Genomic DNA, 14,342 nt, shown 5'->3' with positions numbered 1-14,342 from the left:
CGGATATCACAATCCTTCACTTTCAATTTGTGCCAGCGCACCGGCAAATTCCTCACGGCTGATCTGGAACACAGCGAGCCGTTTATGTAGCTGCTTACCGTTACAGTAACCAATACCCAGCACATTACCCAAAGTCATACGTCGTGCAGCAGCATTCGGGTGGGTGATAAGTCCGGCGTCAATCAGGTCCGCCCAATCAATTAGCGGATCGGCCCCTTCCACCGTCGTATGCACCCGTGCGAGAGCATGTCTGATCGCTTCAGGCGAGGCATTCTCCACGCCAATATCCCCTTTGCGCGTCGCTTCTGCCTCTGGTATAAAGGCCTGCTTGCAGCCGGGCACCTTGGAGGCAATAATTTTGCGGATACGCTCCCCTGCATGATCGGGATCGGTCAAAATAATGACACCCCGCCGCTCCTGCGCCAGCGCAATTTTGCGCAGCGTCATTTTATTAATGGCGGAGCCCCCCGTTTCTATCGTATCCGCTTTGACAGCACGGCGAATAGCCACCGTATCATCCCGACCCTCTACCACGATCACTTCCTTGATCATTTGCGTTTCCCTCCACTGCTACACAGTCAGCTATATTCATCTTTCCCAGCTTTTGAAAACAAAATAAGAAGAGGGTATCCTCTTCTTAGCATGCATAACTATGATGTTAATACTATCGCATTGCCCTAAACATATACAACACGTTTTTAGTTCATTTCAGGCTTCACTGGTCCAATCACATATACGGTTTTACCGTGCTTCCGACCAAACTGATTGGCTTGACTCAAACTCTCATAATACACATCGATTTTGTGGCCTTTAATTGCGCCACCGGTATCCTCCGCACGGCGGAAGCCCACCCCTTCAATATACACCCACCAGCCGATTGGAATCACACTCGGATCGACAGCGATGGTGCGTCCTTCCGTGACACGCGTGCCGGATGCGGTACGTGTACCGATACCTGGCTCCTGTGACGAATACGCCGTCATGGAGACGTTTTGTAATACTTTGTTATATTTAAAATTCACACCTGCTTTACGGACAGCATTGTCCGAACTAACCCGTGTTGCCTTAACGGCATCTTCAGGACCGACGGAAGCAGCCAGAACGACCGGCTTTTTCTTCGTTCCTACCGCAATCACCTTATCCACACGATTCTGCGCGACTTCCTTGTTTACCAGCTGCTTGGATACCAATTTTCCGTCATGGTATACCTTTTGAACATGCTGGACCACAACACCCGTTTTACCGCTTTGGATGACCCGATTATCGCCTTTATAAAGACTTGGATCGGCCGTTTTGATGACCTGATAAGGTACCTGTTGCTTCTGTTCGACCTGCTGTTTCTTCACACGGATGATTTTTATGTCCATGTTAGACGAAACAGAAGCATCCAGAGCAGGATAAACTTTATCATTTGACGATAATTTATAGCCCGAGGTGCGAATGGCACCCTCTACTGTATTTTCTGTTGTGTACAATTTTTTCGTCTCATTGGCTGAGGATACTTTGACCTGATTGGCACGTTTGATGACTACGCGATCCCCATCCTGTACTGCTCCGTTCAGCGGCATCGAAACCGTATCATGCGGCTGAAGTGAAATAGAATGCTCTTTGAGCAAATCTTGGAGCTGGGATTGTCGGGTTTCTACCGCAGATGCCTTACCATCGATGACAAAAAAGACCTGTTTTTTAGATTCAGTGTACACCAGAATTGAAATCATAATCGTTAGTGCGATTAGAAAAATAGCAACCAAAGCAGCCTGGCGCACATTTTCTTGCTTCCAACGCAATACGTAAGACATGCTGGATGAGCGTGACTCATGGGTCTCCTCTTTTTGGAAAATGCCCATTTCCTCCGTCCTCCTTACATAGCCCGCCGTCTGGAGTAAGACATAGTTGAGATTGACGTGACTATAACAGATTTTCTACAAGACAAGCCCGTAATGCGACTGTCCTGCACCATGTACCCGTCTTCGCGGCATGCTGTCCTCCCCTGTTTAATCACAGTATGATGACAGATTTTCTTTTATTCACAACAAAAAAAGCCAGAGAAAGAGACTAGAGAGCTCTTTCGTGGCTTCCGGCATGTGCGAATATGCGGAAAAATCATGCACGAGATGGCTTCTCTCTTGTTACGCTTACGGGGTTAGCTGTCGGGTTCGGACGTAGAGAGACGCCCTAGCTTGGGTCAACCGCTCATGGCGGTCGCCTTCACATTCACCCCGAAGACCCAGAAAGAAATCGAAATACGGCCCCTCCACCTGTTCAATCCCATCCGGGAAAGAATTTCGGTCGAGCCGGCTGGCGGAAGAGACGCTCCCTTCTTGCCATACGCCGGACGTACTGTAAGCCATATCGGTTCCCCCGTTCCCTGTAAAAGGGACTCAGCGAGACTGGTTCATGAAATGAGCTGTTGATGTTTACACTCAAACAACAATTCACTGAAAAGATGATATCCTGTTTCTATGCATGTTGTAAAGCAGGTTTCAAGTACATTTTTCAAAATATTCGGTTAAAATATTGTAATATTCTTGAGTTTCCTGCAACAAATTCATGATTAGCTTCGTCTATCTCTTTATTTTGATCGATTTCTTCACTTTTTCACTTAATGTCAAATCGTCCCAAGGCATTTTGGGTCGTTATTGACACTAATTCCTCCACCGTAATTCCCTTGATTTGGGCAGCCGCCTCTGCGACCAGTCCCACGTGTGCGGACTCATTTCGCTTCCCGCGGAACGGATGAGGCGTTAGGTAGGGAGCGTCCGTTTCAATGAGCAGACGGTCCAGCGGCACCTGTGCGAGTACCTCCTTTGGCTGCTTAGCATTTTTGAACGTTATTGGCCCGCCAAAAGAGAGGTGAAAGCCCATATCCAGCACCATTTTAGCCGTCTCCCAGCTTCCGGAAAAGGAATGCATGACTCCGCCAACCTCACTCGCTTTTTCTTCACGCAAAATCTTAACAATATCTTCATGCGCATCCCGGTTATGGATGACAATTGGCATGTTCAGCTCACGAGCCAGTCCAATCTGGTTGCGTAGCACCCGATGCTGTACATCCTTCGGTGATGTGTCCCAATAATAATCCAGACCAATCTCCCCGATCGCCACGACTTTCTTATGACTGCATAACGATGCAATCCATTCCATATCTCCCTCCTGCATCGTAATCGCATCCTGTGGGTGCCATCCAATCGCCGCATAAATAAAATCATACGTCTCAGCTAATTTCATCGTGGATGGAATCGTCTCACGATTAAATCCGATATTAATCATGCGGGTTACTCCCGCTTCGACAGCACGTGCTATAACTTCTTCCCGATCTTCGTCAAATTGCGGCGCATCCAGATGGGTATGAGTGTCAAATAAATTCAAAATTCATGTCCCCTTATTTACTTTTATTGGCATACATTTGTCTATTGTTTGACAAAATAATTCCTTATTTCGGCAGGAAGCTTGTCCTTTACCCCATCCAATTTGTTTTGGGGATAGTACATGTGATATTTACCCCGGTGAATACCGCTAATGGAGCGCACAATTTCCGATACTTCGGAAATTTCTCTCACTTCTCCTTTACGTCCAAGCAGTAAAATCTGGTTGTCCGTCGAGCCACCCTGCCGAAACACATCATAAGGAAGATCCGTCGGAAAATCAATTTCCAGATCATATTCGGGATGCAAACCAACCTGCTGCAACGCTGTCCGAATGTCGTCAATGGTATCTGTATCCATATTTTCAATCTCTACATATTTATACAGCTTACGATCCATAAAACGGGCGCTCAAATCACTTAAAATCTCGTCCTTTTCCTGTTTCCACTGACTGAATACTGTCTGAATCAAAGATTCGTCGAGCATCAAATATTGTTCCACCGTAAGCTCCCCCCGAAAGAGATCCGGCAACGGTTCCAGCAGAAAACTAAACTCATATCCGTTTCTAAACAGCTCCTTCGCCCGCTTGAAAATCTTACGCAATAAAATTTCCGAGCTGCGCGTTACAGGATGAAAATAAATTTGCCAATACATCTGATAGCGTGACATCAGATAATCCTCTACCGCATGCATACCTGACTCCTTCACAACAATTCTTCCATTATGAGGACGCAGCAGCCGTAAAATACGATCCAGATCAATGGTGCCATAATTGACTCCAGTCGAGTGGGCATCCCGCAGCAAATAATCCATACGGTCTGCATCCAATGGGCTTGTGATCAGGTTAACGACAATTGGCTTGTCATACGTTTTGGCAATGACCGCAGCCACCTTCGTCGGAAGCTCCTCATCGACTTGCCTCAGCACAGCGTTAATCTCCGTATTCCCCAATACAATCCGGCATGTCCAATCCTCGTGGTTCATATGAAAGGCTTCTTCTATGGAATGGGAAAACGGGCCATGCCCCACATCGTGCAACAAAGCCGCACACAGCGCGACTAAACTTTCTTCCTTCGGCCAATCCGAAAATTCGTCGCGTTCAAATTGGGAAATAATACGCCGTGTAATCTCGTACACACCTAGCGAATGCGAAAAACGGCTATGCTCCGCTCCATGAAACGTAAGATAAGATGTACCCAACTGCCGAATGCGGCGCAAGCGTTGGAACTCTGGAGTATTGATCAAACGCCATATCACTGTATCCTGAACATGGATATAGTTATGTACCGGGTCCTTAAAAACTTTTTCTTCACTGAGTGGCTGGTGCAAGATATCAGCTCCTTTAATATTCTGAATAATGGATTAAGATACAATAAAATCCTAAACGATCTCCTTCATTCGACATAATATGTCGTAATATGTCGAATTATAGATTTTCGACATTTCCAAATCGACAAATGGCTTAAATCATCAATAAAATAAGGTAATACACACGCATCATGCTCTTTATTCTAAATACTTTTGCATAATTAACCTGTTAGTAAATTTTTAAGGTTGACTGTTTTGGGAATCGTTGGTATAGTAAATATCAGAAAAGAGAAAAATTTGTCGAATCATGACACTTATATTATTTTAAAGGCGAGAGGAGCCTGATTTATTATGATGAAATCCACTGGTATTGTAAGAAAAGTTGACGAGCTCGGACGTGTTGTTATTCCAATCGAATTGCGCCGCACATTGGGTATTGGCGAAAAAGACGCTTTGGAAATTTATGTTGATGGCGAACGCATTATGCTCAAAAAATACGAGCCTGCTTGTATCTTCTGCGGCAACGCCGAGAACGTAATTTACTTCAAAGGAAAAATTGTTTGCCAAGATTGCATCTCAGAAATTCCAACACCTGTGACAAACTAAGATTTTTAGTATATAATAGACTTATAAGTGATTGTTAATTCTAACCTTTTTCATATATACTCCTTGTTGCCTTCCACGGTTTGAACCCAACCGTCGGAAGGCCCTTTTTTGTTTAAGGAAGTTTTCATAAAAGAGCGTTATATACATCCCTTTTGGAAATGGAGCGGTCGGTAGCTGTACGCTTCATAGCGTCCTTGCGTGTCAGCCCTTCTGTCTCATAATGCGCAACGTGGGCCTCCAAAGATAAGGACTGCCACCATGCCTGTCGCTCCTCTTCCTCTTCTGCTTCGTTTTTCCCTTCTACTACCAGGCAATATTCACCAAGCGGTGGATGCTCCTCCAGTCTGGCAAGACATTGCTCCGCCGTTCCTCGTACCCATTCCTCATGCAGCTTGGTCAACTCACGTGCAAGCACCACTCTGCGTTCTCCCAGTGTTTCCTTCAATACCGTCAACGTCCGCACAATACGATGAGGGGACTCATAAAACAGGATCGTGCCATGAGATACCTGAAATGACTGTAGCAGCCTCTCGAGATCCTTTTTCTCCCGTGGAGGGAATCCGGCAAATGTAAATCTTTCGGTATCCAGTCCGGAGGCAATCAAAGCTGACAATGCTGCGTTTGCCCCAGGAATGGGAATAACGCTAATTTCTGCTTCCAGCGCCAGCTTGACCAGATCCGAACCTGGGTCCGAAATGGCCGGCAGACCTGCATCGCTAACCAGTGCCAAATTTTTTCCTTCTATTATATAACGTATCAGCTCAGGCCCACTGGCAGCTTTATTATGTTCATGATAGCTGAATAGCATTTCCGGCGTGATATCAAAATGTGTGAGCAGTTTGCGCGTCTGCCGCGTATCCTCTGCTGCTATAATACTGCACGATTTTAAGGTGTTAATCGCCCTAAAGGTCATATCGTCCAGATTACCAATCGGTGTCGCAACGAGATACAGCTTGCCCCGTTCTTCTCCGCCGGTTATAAAACTTTTTTGCACCGCTGCCTTCACTGTAAATCCCCCTTGCTTACTTCTCCATAGATATCCCTTATTTCCTGAGTATAATTCCCATTCTCCTGATATACAATGAGCGGCGGCAACAGACGAACCTCCGGCTTACCATCACATAGCGCCTCGATGAGCACCATATTCGCCTCCATATGAGCCCGTGGGTGGACAAATCGAATCCGTTTTGGCTCCAGTCTGTTGGCACGCATCAGTGTTATAATCTCACCTAGCCGCTGCGGACGATGAACCATGGACACTTTACCACCATTACGGACAAGCCGGGTACACGCCTGAATGACCTCTTCCAGCGTACAATGCACCTCATGACGTGCAATCGCCTGATGAGGGTTTAGCTTAATATCGCTACCGTTTAGCGGCATATAGGGGGGATTTACCGTAATTGCATCATATACACCATGTCCCGTGATTTGAACCAACTCACGTAGATCGCCTTCCCGAATCTGAATCGCTGCCTCCAGTCGATTCAGGCTGACGCTGCGTCTAGCCATATCTGCTAAACGTGGTTGAATTTCAATTCCTTCGATAGCTGCTTTGGTTCGTGTCGTTAGCAGCAGGGGAACAACCCCATTACCTGTACATAGATCCAAAATCTTTCCACGCTGTGGAATACCAGCAAACCGTGCTAGCAAAACCGCATCCATGGAGAAGCTGAACACCTCATCACTTTGGATAATACGCAGATTATGTGACAATAGATCATCAATTCGTTCAGACTTCTGTTCATTTTCGTACATAGCGCTCTCCCATCTTTTTACCCCAAATCGTTCTGAATCCATACTTCCTTACAAAAAAGCCGTAGGCACCTTGCTCCTACGGCTTGTTTTTATTTATTCAAAAATGACAGACAGAAAAGGCAATCGCCTTCCGTTCGCAAATGTCCGTAATACACGTTGCATATATGAAATCCTTCATGATACAGCCTTGCCAGATTGTCGTGGCCTTCGCCGACAACCTCACCCGTTTCCTCTTCATCCTTAATGACGATCGGAGGAGAAAGCTTCGGCCTTTTTGCCGTCTTTTCTTCTCTGGAGGTTTCACGTTTGAGCATCTTGCGCACCTGTTCGTTTTCAATCGTTAGTCGTTGATTTTCCTCCAGCAGCTCTTTTACTGCCAGTTTCAATTCACCCAGATCGCTATGCAACTGTCCCATTTGGGTTTCCATTTCGTGAATACGCGCAAAAACATTTAATTTATCCAAGTTTCCACCCCGAAGCAACCTAATGGTTTACTTGACGACTACATCGTCCATTGGAAGTTCCTTGACCTTGCTAATCTCAAACAGTTGAACATGTACCGTACGATGTCCAGCATTTACGCCTACGACTTTGCCTTCTCCGAGAGAGGTGACGACCATCTTGCCAACCTGCGGCAATTCTTCCTTCATACTCTCGTAGTTATCATGTTCGAACTTGAGACAGCACATCAATCTTCCACACAACCCGGAAATCTTCGTCGGATTCAGCGACAAGCTCTGATCCTTCGCCATCTTAATGGATACCGGTTCAAAATCTCCCAGCCACGAAGAGCAACACAGGATACGTCCGCAAGGACCGATCCCGCCCAGCATTTTAGCCTCATCCCGTACTCCGATCTGCCGCAGCTCAATCCGTGTACGAAAAATACTGGCTAAATCCTTTACAAGCTCCCGAAAATCCACGCGGCCCTCTGCCGTAAAATAAAAAATGATCTTATTGCGGTCAAATGTAAATTCCACGTCTACCAGCTTCATTTTAAGGCCATGGTCTTTGATTTTATTTAAACACGTACCGAATGCATCCTTGGCCGCCAGTTTATTCTCTTCTACAACAAGAGCGTCATCATCTCCGGCAATACGGATGACTTTCTTTAAGGGCAGGACAACGTCCGAATCATTTACTTCTTTTTTGCCCACCACAACCTTGCCATATTCAATACCGCGTGCGGTTTCTACAATAACGCAGTTTTCTTTCTCCACCGGAAGGTCCAGCGGATCAAAATAATAAGTCTTGCCCGCCTTCTTGAAACGGACACCCACTACACTATACAAAAATTAACCCCCTTGTATGCCACTAAACCTCATTTGAAGCCGACATGTTACGAATGGCCGCAATTGAAGTCTCACTGTCGCACAAACCGGGAACCTGGCGTCGCGGATTGTGCAGAGTGGAACAAGCGCGCCTTCCTGTTAGCCGGTGATGGAACCGCTTGTATCGGACAACCCAATCAGAAGCTGCTCTACACACAATTGACCATTGACGTGAAAACGGAGCTTCTTCCTGCAATTCGCGGCCAAATCCATATAAGAGACCCATTGTTCCGTGCTGCGGGTGATTGCCAATTTGGAGACGGACTCCAAATGATCTATGAAAACAATGCTTTCGTGCCTTCCGTAACGGAAATGAAGCATATCCTTGAACCACAAATGAAACAGATGAAACAGAATATCCAGGTGTTCAGAAAGTCCAGTTTTAAAAATCTTCTGTTGAGCGAGAATAATGGACGAACTTCCCCGGCTCATGGACTCCTTCACTAATTGTAACACTACGTTTCTAATTTCTGCAAACCAATTCTGCTGGAGAATTTCTCTACATGATTCCAGTCCCGAGGCAATGTGAACCGCCGACCGGACAAGTCCTGCCGTATAGCCTTCCCCGATTAAGGCCTGCATCATCACTTCAGGCTGCAAAGCATGAAAAGGAACCTGCTGCGTCCGTGATTGGATCGTAGGCAGCAATGCCTGTCCATTTTCCGAAATGAGTATGCCCACCACTGGAACCTGAGGCTCCTCCAGAAACTTAAGCAGGCTGTTTGCAGCTTGCACTGTCATGGTATCCGCCTGCTGGATAATATATACCTTCGGATTGGAGCTTTCTGATTTGTAAGAGAATATGCGCTGAAGTCCGCGAATCTGGTCAATTTTAATCGTAGCTCCATCCGGCTCTACGATAAACAGATCCGGGTGATTGCCGTGCTCTACCTTACGACAGGACAGACATTCGCCACATGCATCATCCGTCATTCGCTCACAAAATAATGCTTTGGCAAAGGTCTGCGCCATCTTCATCTGTCCGCTTCCCGGCGGCCCGCTAAATACATAGGCATGGTTGACCGCCTCATTCCGAAGTGCGCTTTGCAGCATTTTTTTAGCTATATCCTGACCCATTATCTTTTGGAAAGACATATTTCCTCACCTATTCTGCTGCTATTTTTCATATTCCCAACCGTTACCTACATGAATATAGTCAAAAATAATCTGCCAGCATCATCAGCAAGCAGATTATTCCTTCGTGGCAACAGCCCGTTTGTATTCGTTTATGGCAGAAGTCTACATTTAAAACGAGAGATTAATCAGCAGCCCTCTAATTTCACCGACTCCTTGCAAAAGCTCAATCTTGCCTTGCTCAGTTTCGAGCAGATCATCTGCCATCTTGAGCAACAGCTCATCCACTTCATCAATCAGCTTATACCGCTTGCTGCGTCCCCGACGATCCCAGCCCTTTGTGTCCTTCATCGACACGCCACGTCGAACCGTATCCTCCAGAAACCGTTTAACCAGCATCTTATAAGCCTTCAGCTCACGAATCGTCATCGAGCGTGCCAGACGGTCTCCCTGCATCTGAATTTCCTTAAAGCGACGGTTTAGTTCCTCCTGCGAAGCCTGCTGCCCATTTTGCTGCATAACATCGGAAAAGCTCTTGGACTGGATGGGCTTCGCATTCATTTCATTAGTAGACAACGTACTCTGTAAAGGGCGATAGCCCGGATTTATTTTCATATAAACCTGCTTTCCCCCCGAATACTTCCGCTTTTTCCCTTCATAAACAGTTCAACATGGAACTGAGGGAAACCAGCGGACTTCCAGGGACCGCGCCTTGGCGCTACCGTTATAGTGGATCTGTTCCTTACTCCCATGATACGGGCAAGAAACAGGTAATTCCCCTATCATATCGGCAGAATAGGTCCTATTGTGTAGATTCAGAAGTGCTCAAAACGGTCTACAGGCATCACGAACACCGTCGCTCCACCCACCTGTACTTCAACAGGCAAAGGCAGATAGGAGTCCGTCGTCCCGCTCATAGGGGTAACGGGTGTGACTAGCTGTTCACGTACCTTGCAACTGCTGCGAATGACATTCATCAACGAGTCCACCTGATTGTCATCGACACCGATCATAAACGTCGTATTCCCTGCTCGCAAAAATCCGCCTGTACTCGCCAGCTTGGTAGCACGGAAATTAGCTTTCACCAGTCCGCTGGATAATCTGTTACTATCCTTATCCTGCACAATCGCAATAATCAGCTTCATCCTGTATTCCTCCTTTAAGCCATATTAGGAACAAGCTAGTCCCTAGCTCAATTTTACCGTATATCCTTCGACAATTACATGCTAAAGTTTTGAATTAATCGCTTTTTTCAGCAAATCCTTTAAAACTTGCTCTACCTGCTCCGTTGCGGGAGATGCATCAACAATCGTAATTCGCTCCGGAAATTTGCGGGCCAGCTCCAGATACGCCTCTCGTACTTTATGGTGAAAAGATATACTCTCCATATCGAGGCGATCCATTCCCTCTCCCCGGGACGCATGAATTCTAGCCAATCCCAATTCAGGTTCGATATCCAGATAAAATGTAGCATCCGGCTCCCAATCATCCACCGCAAAACGATTAATCGAAGCCACTTCCTCCATTCCGATCCCTCTCGCAAACCCTTGATAGACCAAGCTGCTATCCACAAAACGATCACATAATACGATAGCTCCCTTTTCAATAGCCGGCTTTACCTTCTCCACCAGATGCTGACGCCTGGCCGCCGCATACAGAAGCGCCTCTGTCCGGGCATCCATACTGGTATGGGTAGGGTCCAAAATGATAGAGCGGATCTTTTCCGAAATTTCGATCCCACCTGGTTCTCTCGTCGTGACAACTGGATAGCCTTCTTCCTCCATAAACTTAGCCAGCCGTTGAATCATCGTTGTTTTACCGGAGCCGTCTCCCCCCTCCAGCGTAATAAAAATTCCTTTGCGATTCATGCCATTCCCTGCTTTCCAGCCTGAAAAAATAAGAGTCACCTACAGGCTCATATGCTTCTTTTATTCAGTCTTCTTTTATTTGTTAAGTCTCCAACATCTAATCTTTATTTTAAACGGAATACCCGAATTGTAAGCAACTTTTCATCTGCTGCCCCTTGCCATTTGGCTCCCAAATCCCGGAGACGTCTCATTCGTTGAGCAATCGGTTCCGTAATCATTTCTCCTGCATATAACAGTGGAATACCTGGAGGATACGGGATTATCATTTCCGCAGCCACCCTGCCAGCGGAGTCCTCTACAGATACTACTTCCATCTGATCCGATTGAACTGGTTGAAGTCCAAACTGCACCGGACTAGAGTAAACCGTCGTAATATCATTGTTCCACGTGGAAAAATCCAAATCCGGTCCATATTGCTCCTTCTGCATGGAACCCGGCCCACCAGCCGTCTCCTTAAACCGTATATCATTATTTATATGCACAAGAGCCTGCAACAGGTGATTAGCATCTTTAATCGTGGAGCCTAACGTAAACAATAAAACAACATGTTTTTCGTCACTCATCTCCGGAATACAGCCATGCGCTTCCAACTCATGCTTTAAGCCAAAGCCATCCAGTACACCAAATGCATCGTACAGCACCATTTTAAAAGGGTCATGGGTCGAATATCTGCCCACGTTCTCTCCATCCCTCTCCAAGCGCTCTGTAATGCCCCCTTGGGCTTCATTCCCCTGAGGCGCTTGCTGAATAGGCTCTACGAGACGAAAGCGTGGAAGCAGCTTCAGACCTTTTCTAAAAGCATCTGCTGCCGCCAAACCTTCCGTAAAGGCATTCGTCCCATGAACCGCAATATGCCGCCTTGCCAAATCCAGAGAAGCCATTAACGGGTATGAAGGGCTGGAGCTTTGCACCATTGCTAATCGCTGACGAAGCAGCTCCCGGTTAATCCATCCTCCCTGCACGTGTAGCATGGCCCCCATAGTCATGGCTGGTAGCATCTTATGTGTCGATTGAACGACCACATCAGCCCCACAGGACAAAGCAGAAGCCGGCAAACGGGGATGCAGGCCGTAATGGGCACCATGCGCCTCATCTACCAGCAGGGGCACATGGGCCGCATGACAAGCCTTAGCTGTCGCTGTCAGGTCATGTCCCATCCCGTAGTAGTTAGGCATGGTAATCAGTACCCCTTTGGCGGAAGGATAGGCTTTTAATGCGGTCTGTATCGTATCCGTCGATGGAGCAACCGCAAGCCCGCTGGTCGTATCTATTTTCGGCTCCAGAAATACCGCAGCAGCCCCAGACAGCATAAGACCATTCAGGACTGACTTGTGTACGTTTCTCTGTACCAGCAGTAAATCCCCCGGTTTCGTACACACGGTCAAAATCATTGCCAAATTACCGACTGTACTTCCTCCAATCAGCCAAAAGCTTTCCTCTGCACCAAAGCACATCGCCGCCAGCTCCTGGCCCTCACGGATCACATCCTCAGGGTGATGCAAATCGTCCAGTCCGGTAATTTCGGTCGCATCAATAGACATTACTTCTTTCAAGAGAGATGCAATATCTTCATTTTCATATACTTGTCCATTTTTGTGGCCAGGCACATGATAAGAAGCATTGTCCTGAGCCCGGTAACGTAATAGAGCTTCCATTAATGGTGCGTGTGAAGCCTTTTTCCCCATCATTCTGCAATCCTTCCGAAACAAAGCTTTATATCTACCCTATTTTATCGTAAAATCAAGCGGAATCCTACTTTTACTCACAGAAAAAAAAGCCCGTACCGACAGGCCCTGGAATACTAACCCTTTAAAGACTAGCTGACAAAGGATATTATGCATTTTTCTGTACCCAAATTTGCTTTAGTTGATCAATAAAAAAATGATATTTGGCGTCTGTCGCATCCGTGCGCACCATTTCAGCCTCACACGCATCGCAGATAAACTCGGAAACGATAAAGATGCCTTCATGCTTGTGTTGTCCGCATATAATGCAGCGGTGGCCGCCTTGATCATGCATATCCATCCCACCCTTGTTTCTTTTACTATTAGTATGGGGCACTTTCTACTATTTTAAACCTTTTCATAGCCCAACTCGACGATATACTCTATATATATTCCATGTGAGCCCTTATGGTGTTTGTACCCACATGTTTAAAAAACAGCCTTCTATGCCGATATAATAAGAAAAGCTCCTACACATGGATACCCTTTCATTGGAGCCGTTTCATACTTCATTCGTGATAGCTTTTCCCTGTAATTATAGAATAGGTTGGCTCACACTAGAAGCCGATCATTCTATAGCCTTACCCAAGCAATTTAGTGCTTGTCAGAGCCGCATGAGCGCAGCACCGTCCCTTTTTCCGGCTGTGGGCGGTCGAGAAGCCATTTGTGATGCAGTAGATTAATGAAAGGACTGTTTGCATGACAGAGGAAACCGGAACCAAAGCTACCTACTATCACTACAAGCTCATTAAAAAAATCAGTATTCCGCGTCAGCTGATATGGAGTCACATCTCGTTGCCTGTTATTATGCTTCTTTTCCTGCTTCTTGCCTTTTCATGGACCAGCCTGTTTTTGTTTGCTTTAGCTTTTTTCCTGACCTTATGGGTACACTTCGTGATTTCCCGATCCGTACTGTTCATAAGCAAAACAGCCTTCCGCAAGCGTTGGGCATTTCACCGCAAGCTGCCTTGGCTGGGCTATATGACAGACCAGTACATAGGCTACGGCCTCTTTCGCCGTGTGCATGTACATACGCTATGGATTGGCATCTGCTTGTCCGCTGTATTCATTCTCTGGTCTCCGCCAGCGTTTACTGTATCCTTGCTCTTTTGGCATCTGTGGCTTATTGCACCGCGCCTATACATCCTGAGCCGTCTTACAGGCGAAAGGAAAGATGGCATGTTGAAGTTCACCGATGAAGATGCCTCATATTATCAGCAGTAGACTAGCCATTCATCTATCCATATAGATAGAAGCTTATACCTGATCTGGCATATCCCCCATGAGCTAGAACCCCATATCAAAAAG

The 14,342-nt window shown here is 46.4% G+C and carries 16 protein-coding genes and 1 riboswitch; of the genes, 2 read left to right on the top strand and 14 right to left on the bottom strand.

Annotated elements, in window-relative coordinates; translation table 11 throughout:
- Positions 1-6 precede the first annotated feature (6 nt).
- The 4 genes from rnmV to QD47_RS10165 form a co-directional block, all read right to left on the bottom strand.
- Positions 7-552, bottom strand: a complete 546-nt coding sequence (gene rnmV, locus QD47_RS10185; RefSeq protein WP_044646029.1) for a ribonuclease M5 — start codon at positions 550-552, stop codon at positions 7-9.
- A gap of 146 nt (positions 553-698) precedes the next feature.
- Positions 699-1,847: a 3D domain-containing protein gene (locus tag QD47_RS10180; RefSeq protein WP_044646028.1), complete on the bottom strand. Its 1,149-nt coding sequence runs from the start codon at positions 1,845-1,847 to the stop codon at positions 699-701.
- 269 nt (positions 1,848-2,116) lie between these two features.
- A riboswitch (cyclic di-AMP (ydaO/yuaA leader) is annotated at positions 2,117-2,397 on the bottom strand.
- A gap of 201 nt (positions 2,398-2,598) precedes the next feature.
- Positions 2,599-3,369, bottom strand: a complete 771-nt coding sequence (locus QD47_RS10170) for a TatD family hydrolase (protein ID WP_044646026.1) — start codon at positions 3,367-3,369, stop codon at positions 2,599-2,601.
- A 41-nt stretch (positions 3,370-3,410) separates the two neighbouring features.
- Positions 3,411-4,694 (bottom strand): HD domain-containing protein, encoded by a 1,284-nt coding sequence (locus QD47_RS10165; protein WP_044646025.1) that lies wholly within the window; start codon positions 4,692-4,694, stop codon positions 3,411-3,413.
- A 330-nt stretch (positions 4,695-5,024) separates the two neighbouring features.
- Here QD47_RS10165 and QD47_RS10160 point away from each other — a divergent pair, with 330 nt between their 5' ends.
- Complete coding sequence (locus QD47_RS10160; RefSeq protein ID WP_007428005.1) at positions 5,025-5,279, top strand: AbrB/MazE/SpoVT family DNA-binding domain-containing protein; 255 nt, start codon at positions 5,025-5,027, stop codon at positions 5,277-5,279.
- 124 nt (positions 5,280-5,403) lie between these two features.
- Here QD47_RS10160 and rsmI read toward each other — a convergent pair whose 3' ends face one another.
- The 10 genes from rsmI to QD47_RS10110 all read right to left on the bottom strand — a co-directional run bounded on the left by rsmI (position 5,404) and on the right by QD47_RS10110 (position 13,329).
- Positions 5,404-6,285, bottom strand: a complete 882-nt coding sequence (rsmI, locus tag QD47_RS10155) for a 16S rRNA (cytidine(1402)-2'-O)-methyltransferase (RefSeq protein WP_044646024.1) — start codon at positions 6,283-6,285, stop codon at positions 5,404-5,406.
- Positions 6,282-7,037, bottom strand: a complete 756-nt coding sequence (locus QD47_RS10150) for a tRNA1(Val) (adenine(37)-N6)-methyltransferase (RefSeq protein ID WP_044646023.1) — start codon at positions 7,035-7,037, stop codon at positions 6,282-6,284. The genes rsmI and QD47_RS10150 overlap by 4 nt, the downstream gene beginning before the upstream one ends.
- An 89-nt stretch (positions 7,038-7,126) precedes the next feature.
- Complete coding sequence (gene yabA, locus QD47_RS10145; RefSeq protein WP_014279024.1) at positions 7,127-7,501, bottom strand: DNA replication initiation control protein YabA; 375 nt, start codon at positions 7,499-7,501, stop codon at positions 7,127-7,129.
- A 27-nt stretch (positions 7,502-7,528) separates the two neighbouring features.
- Entirely contained in the window at positions 7,529-8,329 is an 801-nt protein-coding gene (locus tag QD47_RS10140; RefSeq protein ID WP_014279023.1) for a PSP1 domain-containing protein, read from the bottom strand.
- Between the two features lie 138 nt (positions 8,330-8,467).
- Positions 8,468-9,463 (bottom strand): DNA polymerase III subunit delta', encoded by a 996-nt coding sequence (gene holB, locus QD47_RS10135; RefSeq protein ID WP_044646022.1) that lies wholly within the window; start codon positions 9,461-9,463, stop codon positions 8,468-8,470.
- Between the two features lie 150 nt (positions 9,464-9,613).
- Complete coding sequence (locus tag QD47_RS10130) at positions 9,614-10,057, bottom strand: YaaR family protein (RefSeq protein ID WP_044646021.1); 444 nt, start codon at positions 10,055-10,057, stop codon at positions 9,614-9,616.
- Between the two features lie 200 nt (positions 10,058-10,257).
- Entirely contained in the window at positions 10,258-10,587 is a 330-nt protein-coding gene (locus tag QD47_RS10125) for a cyclic-di-AMP receptor (protein WP_007427998.1), read from the bottom strand.
- Positions 10,588-10,668: 81 nt separating this feature from the next.
- Positions 10,669-11,310, bottom strand: a complete 642-nt coding sequence (gene tmk, locus QD47_RS10120) for a dTMP kinase (RefSeq protein ID WP_044646020.1) — start codon at positions 11,308-11,310, stop codon at positions 10,669-10,671.
- 104 nt (positions 11,311-11,414) lie between these two features.
- On the bottom strand, positions 11,415-12,998 hold the full coding sequence (locus tag QD47_RS10115) for an aminotransferase class I/II-fold pyridoxal phosphate-dependent enzyme (protein ID WP_044646019.1): 1,584 nt from the start codon (positions 12,996-12,998) through the stop codon (positions 11,415-11,417).
- A gap of 145 nt (positions 12,999-13,143) precedes the next feature.
- On the bottom strand, positions 13,144-13,329 hold the full coding sequence (locus QD47_RS10110; RefSeq protein ID WP_025682457.1) for a sigma factor G inhibitor Gin: 186 nt from the start codon (positions 13,327-13,329) through the stop codon (positions 13,144-13,146).
- 404 nt (positions 13,330-13,733) lie between these two features.
- Between QD47_RS10110 and QD47_RS10105 the strand changes: the two genes are divergently transcribed.
- Positions 13,734-14,258 (top strand): hypothetical protein, encoded by a 525-nt coding sequence (locus QD47_RS10105; protein WP_044646018.1) that lies wholly within the window; start codon positions 13,734-13,736, stop codon positions 14,256-14,258.
- Positions 14,259-14,342 lie beyond the last annotated feature (84 nt).

The sequence above is a fragment of the Paenibacillus terrae genome, from assembly GCF_000943545.1.
Lineage (GTDB): Bacteria > Bacillota > Bacilli > Paenibacillales > Paenibacillaceae > Paenibacillus > Paenibacillus terrae_A.
The sequence above is the reverse complement of the archived record's forward strand: the minus strand, read 5'-3'. Positions and strand labels throughout refer to the sequence as shown.

Coding starts and splice junctions, on each gene's coding strand:
- rnmV (WP_044646029.1), bottom strand. CDS start 552: ATGATCAAGGAAGTGATCGTGGTAGAGGGTCGGGATGATACGGTGGCT.
- QD47_RS10180 (WP_044646028.1), bottom strand. CDS start 1,847: ATGGGCATTTTCCAAAAAGAGGAGACCCATGAGTCACGCTCATCCAGC.
- QD47_RS10160 (WP_007428005.1), top strand. CDS start 5,025: ATGATGAAATCCACTGGTATTGTAAGAAAAGTTGACGAGCTCGGACGT.
- QD47_RS10150 (WP_044646023.1), bottom strand. CDS start 7,037: ATGTACGAAAATGAACAGAAGTCTGAACGAATTGATGATCTATTGTCA.
- holB (WP_044646022.1), bottom strand. CDS start 9,463: ATGTCTTTCCAAAAGATAATGGGTCAGGATATAGCTAAAAAAATGCTG.
- QD47_RS10130 (WP_044646021.1), bottom strand. CDS start 10,057: ATGAAAATAAATCCGGGCTATCGCCCTTTACAGAGTACGTTGTCTACT.
- QD47_RS10125 (WP_007427998.1), bottom strand. CDS start 10,587: ATGAAGCTGATTATTGCGATTGTGCAGGATAAGGATAGTAACAGATTA.
- tmk (WP_044646020.1), bottom strand. CDS start 11,310: ATGAATCGCAAAGGAATTTTTATTACGCTGGAGGGGGGAGACGGCTCC.
- QD47_RS10115 (WP_044646019.1), bottom strand. CDS start 12,998: ATGATGGGGAAAAAGGCTTCACACGCACCATTAATGGAAGCTCTATTA.
- QD47_RS10110 (WP_025682457.1), bottom strand. CDS start 13,329: ATGCATGATCAAGGCGGCCACCGCTGCATTATATGCGGACAACACAAG.
- QD47_RS10105 (WP_044646018.1), top strand. CDS start 13,734: ATGACAGAGGAAACCGGAACCAAAGCTACCTACTATCACTACAAGCTC.